This is a genomic window from Nonomuraea sp. NPDC059007 (assembly GCF_042740555.1).
In the GTDB taxonomy this organism is placed as follows: Bacteria; Actinomycetota; Actinomycetes; order Streptosporangiales; family Streptosporangiaceae; genus Nonomuraea.
Genome location: NZ_JBHYJD010000001.1, coordinates 280029 through 302907, shown reverse-complemented (window position 1 = coordinate 302907; position 22879 = coordinate 280029). Strand labels below are relative to the sequence as shown.

At 73.0% G+C, this 22879-nt stretch carries 14 protein-coding genes; 5 read left to right on the top strand and 9 right to left on the bottom strand.

Features of this window, described 5'->3' with window-relative positions:
* Positions 1-16 precede the first annotated feature (16 nt).
* Positions 17-931: a DUF2332 domain-containing protein gene (locus ACFWY5_RS01345; protein ID WP_379630244.1), complete on the top strand. Its 915-nt coding sequence runs from the start codon at positions 17-19 to the stop codon at positions 929-931.
* Here ACFWY5_RS01345 and ACFWY5_RS01340 read toward each other — a convergent pair.
* The 3 genes from ACFWY5_RS01340 to ACFWY5_RS01330 are packed head-to-tail and all read right to left on the bottom strand — an operon-like array spanning position 928 to position 4809.
* Positions 928-3000 carry an iron ABC transporter permease gene (locus ACFWY5_RS01340; protein WP_379630243.1) on the bottom strand — a complete coding sequence of 691 codons (2073 nt, stop codon included), beginning with the start codon at positions 2998-3000 and terminating at the stop codon, positions 928-930. The genes ACFWY5_RS01345 and ACFWY5_RS01340 overlap by 4 nt on opposite strands.
* The gene (locus ACFWY5_RS01335; protein ID WP_379612271.1) at positions 2997-3989 is read right to left on the bottom strand and encodes an ABC transporter substrate-binding protein; all 993 of its coding nucleotides are present in this window, start codon (positions 3987-3989) and stop codon (positions 2997-2999) included. Before ACFWY5_RS01335 ends, ACFWY5_RS01340 begins: the two co-directional genes overlap by 4 nt.
* Positions 3990-3999: 10 nt before the next feature.
* Positions 4000-4809, bottom strand: coding sequence for an ABC transporter ATP-binding protein (locus tag ACFWY5_RS01330; RefSeq protein WP_379630242.1), 810 nt, complete (start codon positions 4807-4809; stop codon positions 4000-4002).
* Positions 4810-4923: 114 nt separating this feature from the next.
* On the opposite strand from ACFWY5_RS01330, the gene ACFWY5_RS01325 reads away from it, so the two are divergent.
* From ACFWY5_RS01325 to ACFWY5_RS01310, 4 genes are read left to right on the top strand one after another with little or no spacing between them, the layout of a single operon-like run.
* Positions 4924-5619 (top strand): SRPBCC domain-containing protein, encoded by a 696-nt coding sequence (locus ACFWY5_RS01325; RefSeq protein ID WP_379630241.1) that lies wholly within the window; start codon positions 4924-4926, stop codon positions 5617-5619.
* Complete coding sequence (locus ACFWY5_RS01320) at positions 5619-5954, top strand: YciI family protein (RefSeq protein ID WP_184960169.1); 336 nt, start codon at positions 5619-5621, stop codon at positions 5952-5954. Before ACFWY5_RS01325 ends, ACFWY5_RS01320 begins: the two co-directional genes overlap by 1 nt.
* A gap of 29 nt (positions 5955-5983) precedes the next feature.
* On the top strand, positions 5984-7228 hold the full coding sequence (locus ACFWY5_RS01315) for an RNA polymerase sigma factor (RefSeq protein ID WP_379630240.1): 1245 nt from the start codon (positions 5984-5986) through the stop codon (positions 7226-7228).
* Positions 7213-8274, top strand: a complete 1062-nt coding sequence (locus tag ACFWY5_RS01310; protein ID WP_379612267.1) for a hypothetical protein — start codon at positions 7213-7215, stop codon at positions 8272-8274. The genes ACFWY5_RS01315 and ACFWY5_RS01310 overlap by 16 nt, the downstream gene beginning before the upstream one ends.
* A 372-nt stretch (positions 8275-8646) precedes the next feature.
* Here the strand turns inward: ACFWY5_RS01310 and ACFWY5_RS01305 are convergent, their stop codons facing one another.
* The 6 genes from ACFWY5_RS01305 to ACFWY5_RS01280 are packed head-to-tail and all read right to left on the bottom strand — an operon-like array spanning position 8647 to position 22857.
* Complete coding sequence (locus tag ACFWY5_RS01305; RefSeq protein ID WP_379630239.1) at positions 8647-10431, bottom strand: amino acid adenylation domain-containing protein; 1785 nt, start codon at positions 10429-10431, stop codon at positions 8647-8649.
* Positions 10428-11318, bottom strand: coding sequence for a TauD/TfdA family dioxygenase (locus tag ACFWY5_RS01300; RefSeq protein WP_379630238.1), 891 nt, complete (start codon positions 11316-11318; stop codon positions 10428-10430). The genes ACFWY5_RS01305 and ACFWY5_RS01300 overlap by 4 nt, the downstream gene beginning before the upstream one ends.
* A 2-nt stretch (positions 11319-11320) precedes the next feature.
* Positions 11321-12595: an MFS transporter gene (locus ACFWY5_RS01295; RefSeq protein ID WP_379630237.1), complete on the bottom strand. Its 1275-nt coding sequence runs from the start codon at positions 12593-12595 to the stop codon at positions 11321-11323.
* Positions 12570-16469, bottom strand: a complete 3900-nt coding sequence (locus ACFWY5_RS01290) for an amino acid adenylation domain-containing protein (RefSeq protein WP_379630236.1) — start codon at positions 16467-16469, stop codon at positions 12570-12572. The genes ACFWY5_RS01295 and ACFWY5_RS01290 overlap by 26 nt, the downstream gene beginning before the upstream one ends.
* A complete protein-coding gene (locus ACFWY5_RS01285) occupies positions 16466-22675 on the bottom strand; it encodes an amino acid adenylation domain-containing protein (RefSeq protein WP_379630235.1) in 6210 nt (2069 codons plus the stop codon). The genes ACFWY5_RS01290 and ACFWY5_RS01285 overlap by 4 nt, the downstream gene beginning before the upstream one ends.
* Positions 22672-22857, bottom strand: coding sequence for an MbtH family protein (locus tag ACFWY5_RS01280; RefSeq protein ID WP_379610453.1), 186 nt, complete (start codon positions 22855-22857; stop codon positions 22672-22674). The genes ACFWY5_RS01285 and ACFWY5_RS01280 overlap by 4 nt, the downstream gene beginning before the upstream one ends.
* Between the last annotated feature and the right edge of the window lie 22 nt (positions 22858-22879).

Below are 22879 nucleotides of genomic sequence, written 5' to 3'. Positions count from 1 at the left end.
GTGGTACCAATGACGGATGATCGGAATGTCGGAGTCCACGACCGCCGAGCGCTACCTCAGCTTCGGCCGGTCGGAGGCGAAGGGGAACTCGCCCGCCTACGCCGCACGCTGCGAGGAGATCGCCGGGGACGCCGCCTTCCTGGCCCTGCTGGACGGGCTGCCCGAGCCGAAACGGCAGCCCAACCTGCTGTTCGCCGCCGTCCGTTTCCTCGGCGGCCCGGTCGGCGGCGGGCTGAGGGAATGGGCCGCCGCCCACTGGGGCGAGGTGACGGCCGTCATGCTGGCCCGTAGCACCCAGACCAACGAGCCGGGCCGGTGCGCGAGCCTGCTGCCGTTGCTGGCCCGGCTGCCGCAGCCGCTGGCGCTGATCGAGGTCGGGGCGTCGGCAGGGCTCTGCCTGTTTCCGGATAAATACCGATACGAGTACTCCGGTCATCCGCCCTTCGGGCCCGCGAGCCCGGTGACGCTGGCCTGCCGTACCGAAGGACCGCTTCCCCAGCGGATGCCGGACGTGGCCTGGCGGGCCGGGATCGACCTCAACCCGATCGACATCACCGACCTCGAGCAGACCCGCTGGCTGGAGGCGCTCGTCTGGCCCGAGCAGCACGAGCGGCTGGCGCGGCTGCGCGCCGCGCTCGACCTGGCGCGGGCCGAACCGCGGCCCCTGATCGTGCGCGGCGACCTCAACGAGCACGTCGAGGAGCTCGTCGCGCGGGCGCCGTCAGGGGCGACCACGGTGGTCTTCCACAGCGCCGTGCTCTGGTACCTCGCGCGGGAGGACCGTGAGCGGTTCGCGCGGACGATGCGGCGGCTGCCGGCGCGCTGGATCTCCAACGAGGCGGAGCCGGGGCGGGAGGGGTTCACGCTGGCGCTGGACGGCGAGCCCGTGGCGCGCACGGGCCCGCACGGCCAGTTCCTGGAGTGGCTCTAGCGGGCGCGGGAGCGCCACAGGAGCCAGACGAAGTACGGCGTGCCGATCAGCGCCGTCACCAGCCCGGCCGGAACCTGGGCGGGCGCGATGACCGTGCGGCCGAGGGTGTCGGCCAGGCTGACCAGGAGCGCGCCCAGCAGCGCGGCCACCGGGAGCACGCGCGCGTGCTTGGCGCCGACCAGGGCCCGCGCGGCGTGCGGGGCGACCAGGCCGACGAATCCCACCACGCCGACGGCCGACACCGCCGTCGCGGTCAGCACGACGGAGGCGGCCAGGGCGGCCAGCCGTACCGGCTCAAGGGGGACGCCGAGCACGCGCGGCGTGTCCTCGTTGAGCGCGAGCAGGTCCAGGTCGCGGCGGAGCCAGGCGATCAGCGGGACGGACACCACCAGCGCCAGCGCGACCGGGATCAGCTGGATCGGCATCCGGCCGTAGGTGGAGCCGGACAGCCAGGTCAGGGCCTTCGCGGTGTTCCAGGGGTCCGACTTGACGATGATCATGACGGTCATCGCCGTGCAGGCCGACTGGACGGCGACGCCGATGAGGACGAGCCGGTCGGAGTTCAGGCCGCCGCGCCAGGACAGCAGGTAGACCAGCCCGAACGCGACCAGCGCGCCCGCGCTCGCCGCGCCCGTCATCGCCCAGATGCCCGCCATCGGCACCGTCGTCAGCAGGGCGATCGCGCCCACTCCGGCTCCCGTGGTCACGCCGAGCACGCCGGGCTCGGCGAGCGGGTTGCGGCAGACCGCCTGCACGGCGGTGCCGGCCACGGCGAGCGCCGCGCCGGCCAGCAGCGCGGCGAGCACGCGCGGGTAGCGCTGGTCGAGGACGTAGGTGAGGGCCCGACCGGTACGGCCCTGCAGCCAGTTGGCCACGTCCCCGGTGAGCAGCCACGTGTCGCCGCCCAGCATGCCGAGCACCGCGGCCCCGGCCAGGAGCGCGAGGCAGAGAGCGACGACGATGAGGAAAGCGGTCCGGGAACGGCCGGCGACCGTGCGTACGGCGGGCGGCTGCCGGGTGGGACCGGCGTCGCGGTAGCGGCGGGCCAGCCAGATCATGACCACCGCGCCCAGCAGCGTCGTGACCACGCCGGGCGGCACGTCCACTCCGGCCTGCGCGCCGAGCACGGCCCGCAGCAGGATGTCGGAGCCGAGCACGATGAGCGCCCCGGCCAGCGCGGACAGCGGCAGCAACGAGCGGTTGCGGTGCAGCCCGGGGATCGACCTGGGCAGCAGCCTCACGATCACCGGCGCGCAGAGGCCGACGAAGCCGATGGGTCCGGCGATGGTCACGGCCGCCGCCGCCAGCACCACGGCCAGCAACGTCAGCACGAGGCGCAGCCTGCGTACGTTGACGCCGAGCACGGAGGCGGTGTCGTCGCCCAGGCCGAGGATGTCCAGCTTGGGACCGGCGGCCATGGCGGCCAGCAGGCAGGCCAGGATGACCGGGCCGAGCTGGGTGACCGCGTCCAGGTCGCTCTGGACCAGCGAGCCGCTGCCCCAGGCGTACAGGCCGGTCGTGCCCTCCTGGAAGAGGATCATGACGAGGTTGGTCAGCGAGCCGAGCGCCAGCGCGGTGGCGGAACCGGCGAGGATGAGCCGGGTGGTGCCGGTACGCCCGCCCGCCGACAACGCCAGCACCAGCGCGGCGGCGGCCAGCCCGCCGAAGAACGCGAGGCCGCCGGAGAGCACGAGCGGCAGCGAGAGGCCGAACGCGGCCGCCGTGGCGACGGTCAGGTACGCGCCGTTGCTGACGGCGAGCGTGTCCGGCGAGGCCATCGGGTTGCGGGCGACCGACTGCAGCAGCGAGCCCGCCGCGCCGAGCGCGACGCCGACCGCGATCCCGGCCAGCAGCCGGGGCAGGCGGGAGGCCAGCAGTACCCTGGCCGCCTCGTCGCTGCGGCCGAAAAGGCCGGACAGCACGTCCATGGCGCCCACCGAGGAGGTGCCCTGGGTGATGTGCACGGCCGAGACCAGCACGAGGGCCGCCAGCGCGAGGAGAAAGACCCCCGCGGTCCCGACCCGCCGCAACGGCGTGATCGGGACCTCGACGGACGTGAGCGTGCTCAAGCGGTGAGGGCCTTGACGAGCGCCTCCGCGTACTGCTTGCACGACGCCGGGCCACCGAAGGTCCAGATGCCGTCGGGCAGCTTGGTGACGCCCTGCTTCTTCACGAACGGCAGCGACTTCCAGATGGCGTTCGAGGCCAGGCCGTCGGCGAAGACGTCGACGCCGTCGGAGGCGCTGTAGAAGAAGCGGGTCTCGGCGTCCTTGAGCGCGGTCAGGCCCTCGACGTCGGTGTTGCCGAGGCCCCAGACCTTGTCGACCTTGCCGCTCCAGGCGTTCTTGAGCCCGAGCCCCTCGGCCACGTCGGAGACCAGCGCGCCCTTGCCGAACAGGCGGACGGAGATCGTGCTGCCTTCCTTCCACCCGTCGGCCATGGCGAACGGCTTGCCCGCGACGCCGGCGGCGGCCAGCTTCTGCTTGCCGTCGGCCAGGGCGGCGTCGAAGTCCGACAGCGCCTTGTCCGCCTCCGCCGTCTTGCCGACCGCGGTGGCGAGCGTCTTGAACTCCTCGCGCATGCGCTGGAAGTTGCCCGTCGCGTCGCTGCCCTTGAAGACCAGCACCGGCGCGATCTTCTCCACCTGGGCCACCAGGCCCTCGTCGTCGGTCTCCATGACGACGAGGTCGGGCTGGAGGGAGGCGATGGAGTCGACGCTCGGCTCGGTACGCAGGCCGACGTCCTTGACCGACGCGTCGAGCGGGGCCGCGGTCACCCAGGTGGCGTAGCCCTTGACGTCGGCGGCGCCGACCGGCATCACGCCGAGGCTGGCCAGCATCTCGGTCTCGCCCCATTCGAGGCTGACGACCCTGCTGGCCGGGCGCTCGAGCGTGATCGGCTTGCCCCGCGCGTCGGTCACGGTGACCGGGGTGGCGGTGGCGGGAGCCGTACCCCCGGGGGTGGAGGACGCGGCGGGGACGGGGGTCTCGGTGGTGCCGCAGGCGCTGAGAGCGGCGATCGCGGCCAGGGCCGCGAGGGCCGTGCGCAGGGGGAGCATGTCTTTCCTGTCAGGTCGCGACGGGCAGGTGCCGGCCGATCGGCCGGGTGCGCACCGTGCCCGTCTGGGGGTCTTGCGTGACGTCGATGCGGATGCCGTAGGCGTCGGTGAGGAGCTCTTCTGTGAGCACCTCGGCGGGCGGGCCGTCGGCCCGTACCCGGCCCTCGTGCAGCAGCACGATGCGGTCGGCGATCTCGGCCGCCTGGTTGAGGTCGTGGAGCACGATGCCGATGGCGACGTCGTGCTCGTCGGCCAGGTCGCGGACGAGCTCCAGCAACTCGACCTGGTAACGCAGGTCGAGGAACGTGGTGGGCTCGTCCAGCAGCAGGACGGCGGTGTCCTGCGCCAGGCAGGTGGCCAGCCACACGCGCTGGAGTTCGCCGCCGGACAGCTCGTCCACCGGGCGGCCGGCCATCGCGGCGACGCCGGTCAGCGTCATCGCGCGGGCGACGGCGGCGGCACCGTCGGGGTCGCCGGCCTTCCAGCGGCCCCGGTACGGGTGGCGGCCGTAGCCGACCACGTCGCTGACCTGCACCCCGCTCGGGGTGGGGCGGCTCTGCGCGAGCAGCGTGACGCGGCGGGCGAAGTCGCGGGGCGACAGGTCCAGTGCGGACCCGCCGTCGCCGAACGTCACCGTGCCCGCTTCGGGACGGTGCAGCCTGGCCAGCGCGCGCAGAAGCGTGGACTTGCCGCTGCCGTTCGGGCCCACCAGAGCGGTCACCTGGCCGGGGCGGAGGTCGATACGGCCCTCTTCGACCACGCACGTACCGTGGTAGCTGAGGCGGAGATCGGCTCCGGCCAGCGAGATCTTCCCTGTCACGGGCATAAGGTTAGGCTACCCTTGCCTAAAGTCAATCCTTTGTGACCAGCTGTCGATTTCCGCTCGCCTCGTTTGTCGGATGGGTAAAGCACCGGACGACGAAGGAGACGGAACATGTCCAGAGCGATAGAGGTGCGCTGGCAGGGCGAGCTGGAGGGCACGCCGGAGCAGGTCTGGGAGGCCATCACCGTCCGCGCGGACGGCTGGCTGTGGAAGATCGTCTACGAGCCGCGCGTGGGCGGCAGTGAGACAGGACTCACAGCGGCGGGCGGCACCGTGACGGTCTGGGAGCCGCACAGCCACTTCACCACCCGCGGGCCCGACCTCGACGGCTTCAACCAGCTCGACTTCGTGCTGGAGCCGCGCGGCGCGAAGACCTTCCTCAGCTACATCCACAACGGCGTCCTGCCCGACGACGACTACGACATCCAGGCCGACGCCTGCCGTCAGCACACCGCCTTCTACAACCACTCACTCGGCCAGTACGTGCGCCACTTCGCCGGCCTCCGCTGCGACTACGTCACCGCGGAGGCCGAGGTGGGCTTCGCCGCCGTCCGCGCCGCGCTCGGCCTGCCGGCCGAGGTCGAAGCCGGTGACAGGGTACGGCTGACGCCCGCCGGCCTGACCCCGATCGACGGCGTCGTCGACTACGCCACGCCCGCCTTCCTCGGTGTCAGGAGCGACGACGCGCTGTACCGTTTCTACGGCCGCGACGTGTGGGGCTGGCCGGTCGGCGTGGCCCACCACCTGTTCGCGGGCGGCGACTCCAGCGCGGACTGGAACGCCTGGCTGGTCAAGGAGGTGGCGTGATGCCCCAGTACGCGGTGCTCATCTTCGAGGCCGTACCGCCCGAGAACCTCCCGCCCGAGGTCATGCAGGGCCACATGGACCTGCCCGGGAAGATCGCGGAGAAGGGCGGCAGGACCATCGCCGGGCTGGCGCTCGACCAGCCGGGCACCGCCACGGTCATCCGCGGCGGCCTGGTGACCGACGGGCCGTTCATCGAGACCAAGGAGGCGCTCGGCGGCGTCTTCGTCATCGAGGCGCGCGACCTCGACCACGCGCTGACGCTGGCCGCGATGACGCCGATCGTGGAGGGCTGCGTGGAGGTCAGGCCGCTGATCGGCTTCGAGGTGGTGAGCTGAGCTCCACGGCCCGTTCGGCCGAGCGGGCCGTGGAGGACGCGCACCGCGGCGAGTGGGCCTACGTTCTCGCCGCCACGGTGCGCGTCACCCGCGACCTCGACGCCGCCGAGGAGGCCGTCCAGGACGCCTACCTCCAGGCACTGCGCACCTGGGCGAAGGACGGCGTGCCTGAACGGCCCGGCGCGTGGCTGACCACGGTCGCCCGGCGCACCGCGCTCAACGCCATGCGGCGCGAGCGGACCCTCGCCGCCAAGCTGCCGTTGCTCGTCGGCGTCGAGGAGGAGACGCCGGAGACGCCGGAGACGGGCGCCGTGCCCGACGACCGGCTCCGGCTGATCTTCACCTGCTGCCATCCCGCGCTGGCCCCCGAGGCGCGGGTCGCGCTCACGTTGCGGCTGGTGTGCGGGGTGGCGACGCCGGACATCGCCGGGGCCTTCCTGGTCTCAGAACCGACGATGGCGGCCCGGATCACCAGGGCCAAGAAGAAGATCGCGGCGGCGCACATCCCCTACGCGGTGCCGTACGCGGAGGATCTGCCCGTGCGCGTCGACGCGGTGCTGACCGTGATCCACCTGCTGTACTCGACCGGCCACACCGCGCGCTCCGGCCGCGACCTGGTGCGTGACGAGCTCACCGGCCGCGCTCTCGACCTGGCGCGCATGCTGGTCCGGCTGCTGCCCGCCGACCGGGAGGCCACCGGGCTGCTGGCGCTCCTGCTGGTGCACCAGGCCAGGCGGGCCACCCGTACCGACGGGGCGGGGCGGCTGCTGCGGCTGGAGGAGCAGGACCGCTCGCTGTGGGACCGCGAGCTGATCGCCGAGGCCGACCGGCTCATCGTCGGCGCGCTCACCGCGGGAGCGCCCGGCCGCTTCACGCTGCAGGCCGCGATCGCCGCGCTGCACGCCCAGGCGTCCAGCTACGACGAGACGGACTGGCCGCAGATCCTCATCCTGTACGGCGAGCTGCTGCGGATCTGGCCGTCACCCGTGGTCGCGCTCAACCGGGCGGTGGCCCTGGCCATGGTCGAGGGTCCGGCCGCCGCGCTGGAGGCGATCGAGGAGCTGGAGCGCGAGGGCCGCCTGGCCGGGTACCGCTACCTGCCGGCGGCCAAGGCCGAACTCCTGCACCGGCTGGGCCGCGACGCCGAGGCGGTCGAGGCGTACCGGGCCGCGCTGGAGCTCAGCGACAACGCCGCCGAGCAGGAGTTCCTGCAGGAGCGCGCCAGAACTGTCGGTGCCATGTGGCACGGTGTGGAACTGTGGCCCAACCCCTGAAAGAGCTCGTCAACGCCGCCTCCGTCGGGGTCCTCGCCGACGGCCTCGCCGCCTCGCTGCCCGGCTTCGCCCGCGAGCGCTTCGTCCACGAGGCCGTCTCCGGTCTCGGCCCGCTGGAGCTCAAGGACCGCGTGCGGCACGTCGCGAGCACGCTCGGCCTGGTCGCCGGCCTGCCGTTCCCCTCCGTGGCCGCCGCCCTGCGGGCCGGCGCGCCCAAGTTCGACATGTGGAGCGGCTGGCCCGCCACCGACTACGTCGCGCTCCACGGGCTCGGCCACCTCGACGTCGCGATGGAGACGCTGGCCGCGATCACACCGCACGCCACCGCCGAGTTCGCCGTGCGGCCCTTCCTGGAGCGTCACGGGCAGGCCGCCCTGGAGATCATGTACGGCTGGGCGGGCTCGGCCGACGAGCACCTGCGCCGCCTGGCCTCCGAGGGCACCCGGCCCAGACTGCCCTGGGCCACGCGGGTGAGCTGGCTGATGGAACCGGGGCCGACACTGCCGATCCTCAACCGGCTGCGCGACGACCCGAGCGAGTACGTGCGCCGGTCCGTGGCCAACCACGTCAACGACTTCACGAAGGGGCATCCGGAGGCGGCGATCGCGTTGCTGGCCGGGTGGCGGGCTTCGGGCGGGTCTCATGTGGAGAAGGTGGTGCGGCATGCCGTACGAGGGTTGTTGCGTGACGGGCATCCCGAGGCGCTGGGGCTGGTCGGGGCGCGGGCGGGCGGGGGCGCGGTGGAGTCGCTGACGCTGGCTGCCGGGCAGGTGGCGGTGGGGGAGAAGCTGCCGTTCACCGTGGTGGTCACGGCTTCGGAACCCGGGCCGGTGGTGTTGCGCTACGCGGTGTGCCGTGCGGGGTCGCGGCGGGTGTTCCACCTGGGCGAGCGGGTGGCGGGGGTGGCGGGGGAGGCCTTCTCGGTGACCAAGTCCCACTCGTTCCGGCCGGTGACCACCCGTGTGGAGCCTCCGGGGCCGCGCACACTGGAAATCATGGTCAACGGCGTGGTCAGAGCCAGCGCCGCCTTCCACCTCACCCCCTGACCCAAGCCACTCGCACCCCCTGACCCCACAAGCGGCTGAACCCGCCGGTTCCCCCGGCGCGACCGGCCGCGCCCCGGCATTGCCGCCGGAACCCGGTACGACGCCTGCCACGACGGGTTGCACCAGGCCGAACCCCCGGCACGTCCGGCCGTGCCCCGGCGCTGTTGCCGGAACGCGGGGACGGCCGCTGGACCCGATCCGTGATCTGGGACCGCCAAAAGCGGCGCCGCACTCCGGGCGCTTGCCCGCGGGGCGAAAGGCCGTAGCCCAAGGGACGGGCGGAAGGGCTGATCGGGGGCGTGGCGTGGGTCAGGTGGACGGGCTGATCGGGGCGTGGCGTGGGTTGGCTGGGGGTGGGCGTAAGGGGAGGGGTCAGGGTGGGGTGGTGCGGTCGCGGCGGGCCTGGCGGCGGCGGGTCATGCGGTCTGTGGGGTCTGCTGGGTCCGTGGGGGACGGGGGTGGTTCCTGGGTCAGGTGGCGGGCCAGGGCTGCGACGGTGGGGTGAGTGTAGAGGGTGGTCAGGGGGAGACGGCGGCCCAGGGCGGTTTCGAGGTGGAGTTGGACCTTGGCCATCAGGAGCGAGTGGCCGCCGGTGTCGAAGAAGTTCTGGTCTCTGGGCACCTGGGGGAGGTCCAGGGCGGTGCGCCAGGCGGCGGCGATCACTTCCTCCAGGCCGGTGAGGGTGGACGCCCGGGTGACGGGCTGGTGTGTGGGGAGCGCGGCGGTGTCCACCTTGCCGGTCGGGGTCAACGGGAAGGCGCTGAGGGCGGTGAACGTGGTCGGCAGCATGTACTCGGGTAGCACGCCGGACAGGGCGTCCCGGAGCCCGGCGGCGGACTCGGCGATGACGTAGGCGTGGAGGTGTTCGTCACGGGCCACGACGGTCGCCTTGGACACGCCGGGGAGCGCGGACAGGGCGGCCTCCACCTCGCCAAGCTCCACGCGGTGGCCGCGGATCTTGACCTGGCGGTCCAGGCGGCCGAGGTAGGCGATGCGGCCGTCGGGCAGGAGGCGGCCCAGGTCGCCGGTCAGGTAGTAGCGGGTGCCGTCGGGGTCCGTGCCGAACCTGGCGGCGTCCCCGGCGGGCGCGCACCAGTAGTCGGCCAGGTAGGGGCTTCTGATCACGATCTGCCCCTCCGGGCCGGGCGGCTCCAGGGTGACCCGGGTGCCGGGGAGGGGGCGGCCGATGGGGACGACTCCGGCCGGTACGAGGGCGGCGTCGGCCTGGGTGAGGTGGTTCTGGACGGCGAAGGAGATCTCGGTGGCGCCGTAGCCGTTGACGAGGACGCAGGAGTCGCCGAAGTGGCGGCGGAAGCGGTCCAGGTCGGCGCCCACCACGGCCTCGCCGCCCAGCACGATGGCGCGCATCCGCGACAGCCGTTCACCGTCCGCGAGCGCATCCACCAGATAACGGAAAACCGTCGGCGTGGAGTGATAAATGGTGATCTCTCGGGCGGCTGCGGCCAGCTCCGACAGGCCCGCCGCCCGCACGTCCACCGGCACCACGCACGCCCCGTTCAGCAGGGCGGAGAACGTGTCGGTCACCGCCATGTCGAAGCTGAACGACGACAGCACGCTGACCCGGTCGGACGGCCCGATTCGCAGGTTGTTCGTGTGGGCGGCGACCTGGAACAACACCCCCCGATGCGTCTGCACGACCCCCTTCGGCTCCCCGGTCGAGCCCGAGGTGAACAGGATGTACGCCGCCGAGTCCGGATCCACCGGCACCCAGCCGGACGGCTCCTCGGCCAGGGCGGTCACGTCCACCACGCGGCACCCCTCCAGCAGCTCACCCGCCAAAGCCAGGTGGCCGGGCGAGGTCAGCACCACGTCCGCGCCGGCCAGGGCGGCCATGCGGCGCAGCCGTACCGGCGGATAGCGCGGATCGAGCGGCACGTAGGCCGCGCCCGCGCCCAATGTGCCGAGGATCGCGGCGATCGTCCGCTCGCCGTGGTCGAGCAGCAGCGCCACCCGCCGCGCCCCGCGCACCGCGGCCGCCACCAGCCCGGCGCGACGGGCGAGTTCGGCGTAGGTGAGGCCGTCGAGCGCGGGCCGGTCGGGGTGGGCACGGGCGGCGGCGAGGAAGCGGGCGGGGATCGACTCGGCCAGCCATTCGGCGCGGAACTCCCGGTGTTCCGGGACGACGAGCGTGCTCACGTCATCGCCACCAGGACCTTGCGCGTGCCGGTGAAGGCGTGCCGGCCGTGCAGGACCAGCATGTTGTCGATCACCAGGACGTCTCCTTCCCGCCACGGCTCGGCCCACTCGCCGGCGCGGGCGACCTCGCGCACGTGGTCGAGATCGCCTGCGGGGATGGGGGTGCCGTCGCCGTAGAGGGCGTGCAGGGGGAGTTCCTCCTCCGACTCGACCAGGCCGAGCAGCGCCTCGGCCTCGTCGGCGGGCAGGGAGGAGACGTGCCACTGCTCGGCCTGGTTGAACCAGACCTCCTCGCCGGTCAGCGGGTGCTTCCTGGTGGCCGGGCGCGTCTGCCGTACGCGGAGATCGCCCTCGTCGCTCCAGGTGAACCGCGCGCCCGCCGCGCGCAGGACAGACTCGACCTCGGCGCGGTCGGCGGTCTCGTAGGTGTCCTGCCAGGACTTGCCCAGGCCGAAGCCGCCGTGGAGGTTCTGCAGGTAGGTGACGCCGCGGGTGGTGAAGCGTTCGCGGACCTCGGGGTCGAGCACGGCCAGCAGGGCGCGGCCGTCCGAGATCGGGGTGGCGCCGCCGGTGTCGGCGGCGTCGAGGCAGCAGAAGAACAGGCGCTCGGGCCACAGCGCCGCCTGCGAGAGTTCGTTGTGCAGGGAGATGCGGTATTCGGCCGGGTACTCGGTGGAGGTCCAGACTCCCTCGTGTACGGCTTCGCGCGGCGAGTTGCCGTGCCGGTAGGTGGTGAACGGCTCGCCGAACTCGCGTACCACCTGATGGAACTCCCCGGCGGACGAGACGCCGAGCCCGCGCAGGAGCACGGCGCCGTGCTCGCGCAGGAGTTCGGCCGTCTTCACCGGGTCGGCGTGGTCGAGCGTGGCGACGGTGGTGGCAGGCATGGTCACTCCTGAGGGGTGGGCATCGCGCGGGTACGGGGCACGGGGGACAGGGCCAGAATGACCACGGGGACGAGCGCCCCGAGCGCGCAGATGATCAGCGTGGGCCTGACGCCGATCCCGGCGGCCAGCAGTCCGGCCAGCGCGGCGCCGACGGGCGCGAAGGCCAGCGCGACGGCGCGCTGCGAGGCCATCACGCGGCCCTGGAGCCGGTCGGGCGTGGCGCCCTGTCTGAGCACGGTGTGGTTGACGCCCGCAATCGGGCCGGTCACGCCGAGCAGGAACTGCGAGATGCCGATCATGGTCAGCGCGAGCCAGAACGGCCCGGTGGCCAGCGCGATGAGGATGAGCGAGCCGTTGCCGACCACGGTCGCCCAGAAGAAGCCGGGCCCCATGCCGATCCGCTTCATCACCGGTACGGCCAGCAGCGACCCGAGAATCGCCCCCGGAGCGCCGACCGCGAACATCACACCCACCCAGTACGGCTCCATGCCCAGGCTCTTGGTGATCCAGAACGGCAGCAGCACCTGGATGCCGGTGAAGAAGAACATGTAGAAGCCGCTGGCGATGACGCCGGGCCGTACCAGAGGCTGCCGCCAGACCCAGACCAGCCCCTCCTTGATCGAGGAGATCACGCCCGGCCGGTCCGCCGAGGGATCCTGCCGCGGCTCCTCCTTCTTGATCAGCGCGCACAGGACCGCTGAGGCGAAGAACGAGACCACGTCGATGACCAGGATCACCGCGGCGCTGACGGTGGTGACCAGCGCGGACCCGAGCGTGTTCCCGGCGATCTTGCCGACCGAGGTGCTGAGCTGCAGCTTGGCGTTGCCGTCGCCGAGCTGCTCGCGCCCCACCAGGAACGGCAGGTGCGACATGTTGGCCACCTCGAAGAACACGTACATGGTGACCAGCACGAACGACACGAAACCCAGCCAGATGAGGTTGAGCGAGCCGGTCAGCCAGAGCACGGGGATGAGCATGAGCGCGAACCCGCGCACCACGTCCGTGACGATCATCGTGGGCCGCTTGCGGAACCGGTCCGCCCAGAAACCGGCGAACAGGAACAGCAGCATCGGCACCCGCCCGATCGCGCCGAGGAAGCCGAGCTGCTCCTCGGACGCGCTGAGCAGGACGATCGCGACGAGCGGGAACGCCACCTCGGTGACGGCGTTGCCGAAGGCGGAGGCGGTGAACCCGCTCCACAACTTCAGGAAGTCCCTGTGCTTCCACAGGCTGGGCGTCTCGGGCGGCGCATCACTGGCCGTCGTCTCCTGTGCCATGATCCATCCACCTCCTCCATTCGGTTGCGGTGCGGGCGACGTAGGGCGGGAAGAACGAGCTGAAACGGGCGCCGGGCAGGTAGCCGACGTCGAGCCGGTCACAGACCGCGCGCCAGCCGTAGTCCTCGTCGAGGGAGACGCCGTCCCCCTCGGGGATGAGCAGGACGGCGCGGCCGTCGTAGGGCTCGTGGGTGTAGTGGCCGACGGCGTGGGCGTTGGCGCGGAAGACGTCCAGGTAGCGCCGGATGTAGGCGAGGTCGTCGGGTCGCTGGCGGAGCGTGCCCTCGCTGGAGGCGGCGTTGATGACCGACAGCAGTTGCTCGGCCGGTTCCAGATGCCTGAACTCCTGGATGTCCACCGTGGTCAGCCCGCCGGCCAGCGCGTGCCCCATGAGTTCCAGGTCGTCCTCCAGCGACCTGCGGACGACCGGTTCGTCGGCCGAGGACCAGGCCAGGAAGACGGCCGGCACCTCCTCGCCGGCCGAGCGCAGCCGCCTGGCCACCTCCAGCGCGATGTTGCCGCCGATGCAGAACCCGCCGAGCGCGTAGGGGCCGTGCGGGCGCACCGAACGGACATAGGCGGCGTACGCCTCGGCCATCTCGGCGATCGTCGCGTGTGGCGTCTCGCCTTCGGCCAGGCCGTGCGCGGGGATCGCGTAGACGGGCTGGTCCTCGCCGAGCGCGGTGGCGAGCGGCTGGTAGCGGAAGACCTCCCCGCCGAGCGCGTGGATGAGGAAGACGGGGGTACGGTCCCCGCCCTCGCGCAGCGGGACGATCCGGCCCTTGCCGACCGGCGTGTCCGCGTCGTGCCGCAGCGCGGCGGCGAGCTGGGCGACCGTGGGCGCGGGCAGGATCGTGGCGACCGGCACTTCCCGGCCGAGGTCCTGGCGCAGCCGCATGGCCAGGCGCAGCGCGAGCAGGGAGTGGCCGCCGAGGGCGAAGAAGTCGTCGCGGATCCCGACCTCCTCCACGCCGAGCACGTCGGCGAAGAGCTTGGCGAGGTGCTCTTCCAGCTCGTCGCGCGGCGCCTCGTACGGCGGGCGCGGCGCCGGAGCCGGATCGGGCAGCGCCTTGCGGTCGAGCTTGCCGTTGGCCGTGGTCGGCAGCCGTTCCAGCGACAGGAACGCGCTCGGCACCATGTGCTCGGGCAGCCGCGCCCGCAGGAACGCGGTGACGTCGGACAGCTCGGCCACGGTGCCGGGTTCGAGCACGACGTAACAGGCCAGCCCGCCCTTGTACGGCACCACGACCGCGCTCCTGATGTTCGGGTGCAGGCCGATCGTGGCCTCGACCTCGCCGGGTTCGACCCGCATGCCGCGGATCTTGACCTGGTGGTCGATGCGGCCCAGATACTCGACCTCGCCGTCGGGCAGCCAGCGGGCCAGGTCGCCGGTGCGGTAGAGGCGTCCGCCGTCCGGGTGCGGGGTGAACTGGGCGGCGGTCAGCGCCGGCCGCCCCCGGTAGCCGTCGGCCAGCCCGGCTCCGGCGATGCACAGCTCGCCGGGGGTGCCGATCGGGACGCGCCGGGCGTTCCTGTCGAGGATCTCGATGCTGATGCCGGTGATCGGTTTTCCGATGGGGGTACGGCTCTCGCCCGGCCGGCAGGCGTGCCAGGTGACGTCGACGGCCGCTTCGGTCGGGCCGTACAGGTTGTGGAGTTCGACGCCGGGGAAGGCGGTGTGGAAGCGTTCGGCCAGCGAGGTGGGCAGGGCCTCGCCCGAGCAGATCACCCGCCGCAGTGATGGCAGGCTCGGGGTCTCCTCGACCAGGGCCTCCAGCATCGACGGGACGAAGTGCAGGGTGGTCACGGCGTGTTCGCGGATGAGGCGGGTCAGGGCCGCGGTGTCGCGGTGGTCGTCGGGGCCCGCCACGATCGTCCCCGCGCCGGCGATGAGCGGCCAGAACAACTCCCAGACCGAGACGTCGAAGGTGAACGGCGTCTTGTGCAGGATCCGGTCCTCTGGAGTGAGCGGGAAGGCGTCCGACATCCAGAGCAGGCGGTTCACGATGGCCGCGTGGGAGACGACCACGCCCTTGGGGTTGCCGGTGGAGCCCGAGGTGTAGATCACATAGGCCGGAGCATGTGGCGAAACTTCCGGCAACCCACCCCACCTGCCTCCGCTCGATGCGGTGGGCAGCAGAGAGGCGGTGGGCGGAGGGGCGGTGGGTGGGAGAGGGGCGGTGGGGGGCACGGTCGTGTGGCTGGGGAAGCGGTCGGCGGAGTCGGTGATGATCACCTGGGCGTCGGCGTCGCCGGTCAGGAAGGTCAGCCGTTCGTCGGGGTAGGAAGGCTCCAGCGGCAGGTACGCGCCCCCGGCGGCCACCACCGCGTGTACCGCCACCACCAGGTCCACGCTCCGCGGCAGGCACACCCCCACCACCGACCCGGCCCCGACCCCGGCGGCCTGAAGCGCACCGGCCAAATCCCGGACCCGTCCCGAAAAATCGGTGTAAGTCAGGGTGGAGCCGGAAGGCCCCACCACGGCCACCGCATCAGGCGTCCGCTCCGCCTGCGCCGCCAGCAGCGCGGGCAGGGTGCCAGAGACGCCCGGCCCGGTGGCGTTCCACCCGGCGATCACCGCCGCGTCCGCCGCCACGTACCCGCCGCTCTCCCGCGGATCGATGGCCAGGTCGGCGGCGACGTCGGCGAACGCCCGCCGGTAGTACGCGGCCGCCCGCTCGATCTGGCCGGCGGCGAACTGCGTGCGGTCGTACTTCAACGTCAGCCCGAGCCGCCGCGTCCGCGGCGACCAGGTGAAGTTGGCGGCGTAGGCCAGGTTCGTCTGCTCGAAGAACTCGGTCTCCGACACGGCCAGGCCGTCCCCGCCCAGCTCACGGTAGGCCTTGAAGTCCCGGTAGTCGAAGAGCGCGTCGAAGGCCGGGGCCCGTCCGGTGAGCCGCTGGATCTCGAAGAGCGGGTAGTGGCGGTGGGGGTGGAGCGCGACCTCGGTCTCGAAGACGCCTCTGATCAACGCCTCCCAGGTGGGCACGTCGGTGCGTACCCGCAGCGGAACGGTGTTGAGGAACAGCCCGAGCACCTCGCCCGCGGCCTCGTGTTCGGGCCGCCCGTGCGTGACCACGCCGGTGACGGCCTCGCCCTCGCCGGTGAGCAGGGCGAGAACCCGCAGGTGGCAGGCGAGCAGCACCGTGCGCAGCGGCACCCGCAGCCGCGTGGCCGCCTCCGCCAGGCCGGCGACCACGGGCTCGTCCATGGCGACCGGATGGGACACGGCCTGCTCGGTGTCACCGGCCCGGTAGCCGGGCAGCCTCGGAAGGACGCCGTCGGGGGCCTCGTCGAGCAGGTCCCGCCAGAACCCGGCGGTCTTCTCGTCGGCGATCGCCGCCTTCTCCGTGGCCACGAAGTCGCGGAAGCTCGGCTCCAGCGGCTCCACCGGCAGCGGGGTTCCCGCCAGGTGCGCGGAGTAGCGGCGCAGCAGGTCGCCGGTGAGCGTGGAGACGCTCCAGCCGTCCAGGATCGCGTGGTGGAAGCTGAGCCCGAGCCCGAACTCCGCCTCGCCCCTGACCTCCACCGCCACCCGGAACAGCGGCGCGCTCCCGTAGTCGAACGCCCGGCCGCGCTCCGCCTCGCCCCAGGCCCCGATCGGCTCGGCGACCTCGGCCAGCGGCGGCTCGACCTCGTCCCACACGAGCTGGAGCGGTTCCTCGAAGCCGGTGAGGTCGAACGACGTGCGCAGCACCGCGTGCCGCGCCATGACCTCCCGCAGCGCCGCACGCAGCGCCGCGGCGTCGTAGCGTCCGTGCAGCACGAGCGTGAACACGTCGTGGTACGTCGGCGACCCCTCCTGGTAGGAGCTGTGGAACAACATGCCCGCCTGCAGCGTGGTGAGCGGGTAGGCGTCCTGCAGCGCCGTCATGGTCGCCCTCCTTGGAAGCGTTGCTTGATGCGGTCCAGGTCACCGGCCCCGAGCAGGCCGAACGCGGCGCGGGTGGCGCTCTCGGCGGCCGGGCCGCGCTCCAGCGTGGTGGCCAGTTCGCGCACGGTCTGGTGCGTGAACAGCCGCTCCAGGGCCAGCCGGTAGCCGCGGCCCCGCAGCCTGGCCACGACCTTGAGCGACTGGATGGAGTCGCCGCCCAGGGCGAAGAAGTTGTCGTGCGCGCCGACGTCCCCGACGCCGAGCACCTGCGCCCACACCTGGGCGACCGCCTCCTCCTCCGGCCCGGCGGGCGGCTCGTGGACGGGCGCGGCGGCCGGACGGGGTTCGGGCAGCGCGTGCCGGTCGAGCTTGCCGTTCGGGGTGAGCGGCAGTTCCTCCAGCACCGCGTACTGGGCCGGGACCAGGTGCTCGGGCAGCCGGACGCGCAGGTGGGCGGTGAGCGCGACCAGGTCGATCTCCGTCTCGGCGACCAGGTAGCCGACCAGCGCGCCGCGCCGGGCCAGGACCACCGCGGACCTGACCGAGGGGTGCGCGGTGAGCGCCGCCTCGACCTCGCCGGGTTCGACCCGGATGCCGCGGATCTTGACCTGGTGGTCGATGCGGCCCAGGTACTCGATCTCGCCGTCGGGTAGCCAGCGGGCCAGGTCGCCGGTCCGGTAGAGGCGGCCGTGCGGCGAGGGCGTGAACTGCCGCGCGGTCAGCCCCGGCCGCCCCAGATACCCGTGGGCCAGGCCGATGCCGCCGACGCACAGCTCGCCGGGCGCGCCGATCGGGACCCGCTCGCCGTTCCCGTCGAGGATCTCGACGCGGATGCCGGTGATGGGCCGTCCGATGGGGGTACGGCTCTCGCCCGGCTCGCAGGCGTGCCAGGTGACGTCGACGGCCGCTTCGGTCGGGCCGTAGAGATTGTGCAACTCGGTGTCCGGCAGGGCGGCATGGAAGCGTCCGGCCAGCGAGGTGGGCAGGGCCTCGCCCGAGCAGATCACCCGCCGGAGAGAGGGCAACGCGGGCCGTTCCTCCAGCAGGGCGTCCAGCAGCGAGGGCACGAAGTGGACCGTGGTCACCCGGTGCTCGCCGATCAGCCGGACCAGCTCGGCGGTGTCCCGGTGCGCCTCAGGCCCGGCCACGACCATCCGCGCACCCGCGATGAGCGGCCAGAACAACTCCCAGACCGAGACGTCGAAGGTGAACGGCGTCTTGTGCAGGATCCGGTCCTCTGGAGTGAGCGGGAAGGCCTCGGACATCCATCGCAGCCGGTTGGAGATGGCCGCATGCGAGATCACGACCCCCTTGGGGTTGCCCGTGGAGCCCGAGGTGTAGATCACGTAGGCCGGAGCATGCGGCGAAATGTCCGGCATCGGGCCGCCCTCTTGCGAGGCCGCAGGGGAGAGGGTCGTGCGGCCGGGGAAGCGGTCCGGCTGGTCCGTGATGATCACCTGGGCGTTGGCGTCGCCGGTCAGGAAGGTCAGCCGTTCGTCGGGATAGGAAGGCTCCAGCGGCAGGTACGCGCCCCCGGCGGCCACCACCGCGTGTACCGCCACCACCAGGTCCACGCTCCGCGGCAGGCACACCCCCACCACCGACCCGACCCCGACCCCGGCGGCCTGAAGCGCACCGGCCAACCCCCGGACCCGTCCCGAAAAATCGGTGTAAGTCAGGGCGGAGCCAGAAGGCCCCACCACGGCCACCGCATCCGGCGTCGCCGCCACCTGCCGGGCCAGCAGCTCGGGCAACGACGGCGACGACGCGAACGAGCCGGTGTCGTTCCACTCCTCGATCAGCGCGTTCTCGGCAGGCGTGAGCAGCGGCAACGAGGAGACCGGCCGGTCCGGATCGGCCACCGCCGCGGTCAGCAGGGCGAGGAAGCGGGCGGCCAGCCGTTCGATCGTGCCCGCGTCGAACAGGTCGGTGCGGTACTCCAGGATGCCGTGCAGCCCGTCCGGCTCCCGCCGCAGATAGAGCGTCAGGTCGAACTTGGCGTGCGCGGTCCCCGACGGCAGCCACTCGAACCGCAGCCCGCCCGCCGACACCGGCGGCCGCTCGGCGTCCTCCAGGCTGAGCATCACCTGCACCAGCGGCGTGCCGCCCAGGTCACGCCGCGGCTGCAGGTCCTCGATCAGCACCTCGAACGGCACCTCGTCGTTGGCGAAGGCCTCCAGCGACGTCGTCCTGACCTGCTTGAGCAGCTCGCGGAAGGTCGGGTCGGCCGACAGGTCCGCCCGGACGGCCAGCGTGTTGAGGAAGAAGCCGAGCAGCGACTCCACCTCGGGCCTGGGCCGGTTCGCGGCGGGCGTGCCGACCAGGATGTCGTCCTGGCCGGAGTGCCGGGCCAGCAGGACCGAGAAGGCCGCGAGCAGCGTCATGAACAGCGAGGCGTTCTCCTCGGCGCCCAGCCCGCGCAGCCGCTCGGCCAGCGGCGCCGGAACGCTGATCGGCACGTTCGCCCCCGCGTAGCTCCGCCGGGACGGCCGGAGCCGGTCGGCGGGCAGTTCCAGCCGCTCGGGCCGCCCGGCCAGCCGCGCCCGCCAGTACGCCAGCTGCGTCTCCCGCAACGGCCCTTCGACCCGGGCCCGCTGCCAGGCGGCGTAGTCGGCGTACTGCACCGGCAGCTCCGGCAGGCCGGGCCGCCGGTCCTCGCCCAGGGCCGCGTAGATCTCGGCCAGTTCGCTCTGGAACAACACCGCCGACCAGGCGTCGTTGACCACGTGGTGCAGAGTGACGAGCAGGACGTGGTCGTCGGCCGCCATGCGGACCAGGTGGGCGCGCAACGGTGGCTCGGTGGTCAGGTCGAAGCGCCGCGACGCCTCCTCCTCCAGCAGCCGCAGGGCCTGAGCCGGTCCGCCGCCGGGCAGCTCGGTGACGGTGAAGGGCACCTCTGGCTCGTCCTCGACCCGCACGATCAGGTCGTCGTCGCGTTCTTCCAGCCGCGATCGCAGCACCTCGTGGCGGTCGGCGACGCCGAGCAGGGCGCGCGCCAGCCGTACCGGATCGAGGTCGCCGCGCACGCGCAGGCAGACGTGCGTGTTGTAGACGGCGGCGGCCGGTTCGAGCTGGTCGAGGAACCACAGGCGGCGCTGGCCGTAGGAGGCGGGCAGGCCGGTGCCGCGCGGGACCGGCACGACCGGCGGCAGCCGCTCGCCCCGCTTGCTCAGGGCGGCGTCGACCTTCGCGGCGAGCCCGGAGACGGTCGGGTTCTCGAACAGGGCGCGCAGCGGCGGCGCGGCGCCGAAGGCGGTCCTGACCCGGCTCATCAGCTTGATCGCGAGCAGGGAGTGGCCGCCGAGCTCCAGGAAGCTGTCGTCCCTGCCGACTGGGCCGCAGTCGAGCAGTTGCCCGAACAACGCGGCGATCAGTTCCTCGGTCGCGCCGGACGGCGGCGCGCCCGCGCTCGCGGCGGCGGCGACCGGCGCGGGCAGGCGGGCGCGGTCGAGCTTGCCGTGAGCGGCCAGCGGCAGCCCGTCCATGGAGACGAAGTGCGCGGGCACCATGTAGTCGGGCAGCCGCTCGGCCAGGTACGCCCGCAGCGCGGCGGCCTCGACCGCGCCGACCACGTACGCGGTCAGCTCGCCGTCGCGGGCCAGGACGGCACACTCGCGCACGGCCGGGTACGCGGCGATCGCCGCCTGCACCTCGCCGGGCTCCACGCGGAACCCGCGGATCTTGACCTGGTCGTCGGCCCGGCCCAGGAACTCCACGGAGCCGTCGGGCAGCCGCCTGGCCCGGTCGCCGGTCCGGTAGAGCCGGGCGCCCGGCACGCCGGAGAACGGGTCGGGCACGAAGACCGCCGCCGTCGCGGCCGGGCGGCCGAGATAGCCGCGGCTGACGCTCACGCCGCCCACGCACAGTTCGCCGGGCACCCCGTCGGGCACCGGCCGCAGGCCGGCGTCCAGGACGTAGGCCGTGGCGTGGGGCAGCGCGTGGCCGACCGGGGTGGTGGTTCCGGCGCCGTGCGGCGTCTGGTCGCCGGCCAGGGCGAGCACGCCGACGGTCGTCTCGGTGGGGCCGTAGTGGTTGACGACCGACCGTTCGGGACCGGCCGCGGCGCGCAGCTCGCGTACCCACTCCCAGCGTGAGGCCTCGCCGCCGAGCACGAGCGTGCGGCGGGGGAGCAGCGCGGCCGGGTCGGGCAGCCCGCTCTGCAGGGCGGCCAGGTGCGACGGCGTGATCTTGTAGATGTCGACGGCCTCGCGGCGCAGGTGCTCGGCGACCCAGTAGGCGTCGGTGGCCAGCTCGCGCGGCACCAGGTGGAGCGTGCCGCCGGTCAGCAGCGCGCCGAAGAAGACGGTGATCGCGAAGTCGTAGGTGAGCGGCTGCAGCATCGACAGGCGGCGGCCGGGCGCGAGGCCGAGCAGGCCGGTGACGCCGGAGACGTAGGCGGTCAGCTCGCCGTCGGCGACGCCCACGCCCTTCGGCCGCCCGGTCGAGCCGGAGGTGTAGATCACGTACGCGAGCTGGCCGGGATGCCGCGCCACCGCGGGCGCCGCCTCGCCGGGCGCGTCGGCCGGGTCGAGGATCGGCAGCCCCGTCTCGGGCAGCCCGGTCGCCCGGCCGGTGACGATCGCGGTCGCCCCGGAGTCGGCGAGCTGGTAGCGCACCCGCTCCACCGGATGCCGCGCGTCCAGCGGCAGGAACGCCGCCCCCGCCTTCAGCACGCCCAGCACCGCGACGGCCAGCTCCACGTCGTTGCCGAGCAGGACCGCGATCGGCCTGTCCTGCCGCGCGTGCGGGGCCAGGAGCGCGGCCAGCCGCCCCGAGCGCCGGTCCAGCTCGCCGTAGGTCAGCGCGCCGCCGTCCGCGTCGGCGACCGCCACCGCGCCGGGCCGCTCACGCACGAGCGCGGCGAACACCTCCGTGACGCTCTTCCGCTCCGGCATCTCCCCGGTACGGCCCCGCGGTTCCTCCCCGGGCAGCAGAATCGGCAGCCGCCCCACCGGAGTGGCCGGATCGTCGAGCACGCCGCCGAGCAGCAGCCGGTACCGGGCGGCGAAGCCCTCGGCCCACTCCGCGTCGAACAGGGCCTTGGCGTACTCCATCCGCCCGCTGATCCGCTCGCCCTCCTCGACGAGGTCGATCAGCAGGTCCACCTTGGCGGTGCCGTTGCGCAACTGGATGTTCTCGGCCAGCGGCAGCAGGTTGAAGACGATCTGGTGCAGCGGCTCGCCGTCGGCGCCCTCGGTGCGTACCTCCTCGACCAGGCGCTCGTAGGGCGCCTCCTGGTTGTCCAGCGCGTCGAGCAGGTTCGCCCGCACCTGGGCGAGCAGGTCGGTGAACGGCACCTCGCGGCGGCAGTCGCCGCGCACCACCACGGTGTTGACCATGATGCCGATCAGCCCGGCGGTCTCGGGCCGGTCCCGGCCGGAGACCGGCGTGCCCACGAGCACGTCCTCGCGGCCGGTCAGCCGCCCTACCAGCGCCTGCAGGGCGGCCAGCAGCACGGCGAACGGCGTCGCGCCGCGGGCCGCCGCCAGCTCGCGCACCCGCCGCGTGAGCTCGGGCGGCAGGTCGAAGCCGACGTCGCCGCCCGCGTGCCGGGAGATCTCCGGGTCGGGGGCGCGCGGGGAGAGCTCCAGCGGGGGCGGCGGCTCGGCCAGCTGTTTCTTCCAGTACGCGAGCTGGTCGGCCAGTTCGCCGTCGTCCCACCGGCCACGTTGCCAGGCGGCGAAGTCGCCGTACTGGATGGGCAGTTCCGGCAGGGTTCTGCCGTCGTAGAGGGCGGCCAGCTCGGTGATGAAGATCTCCACCGAGGTGCCGTCGAAGATGATGTGGTGGAAGAGGAAGAACCCCTGCCACTCGTCCTCGCTCAGCCGGAAGAGCTTGGTCTGCCACAGCGGCGGCCGGTCCAGCGGGATGGGGCGGGCGGCGTCGGCGGCGTGGATCTCCGCCAGCCGCGCCGCCCGCTCGCGCTCGTCCAGCCCGCGCAGGTCGGTCCGCTCGACCTCCACGTGGAGCTCGGGCAGCACGATCTGCGCCAGCTCGCCGTCGCGCAGCTCCAGCCCGGTGCGCAGCGTCTCGTGCCGCTTCACCAGCTCCCGCAGCGCCGCCTCGAACCGGTCAGGGTCCAGGCCGCGCCGCAGCAGCTTGACGAACGCGATGTTGTACGCCGTCAGACCGGGCTCCATCTGGTCCACGAACCAGAGGCGCTCCTGCCCGAACGAGGCGGGGAGCACGTAGCCTTCCATGCTCATCCGCCCATGGCCGTACGCAGGCTGAGCGGCCGCATGTCCGTCCAGACCTGGTCGATGTGGTCGAGGCACTCCTGCCGCGAGCCGGCGAAGCCGGACTCCCGCCAGCCTGCGGGCGCCGGGCGGTCGGCGGCCCAGACCGAGTACTGCTCCTCGTCGTTGATCACTACCTTGAAGTCCGGCATCGCGAGCTCCTTTCCGGGGGGA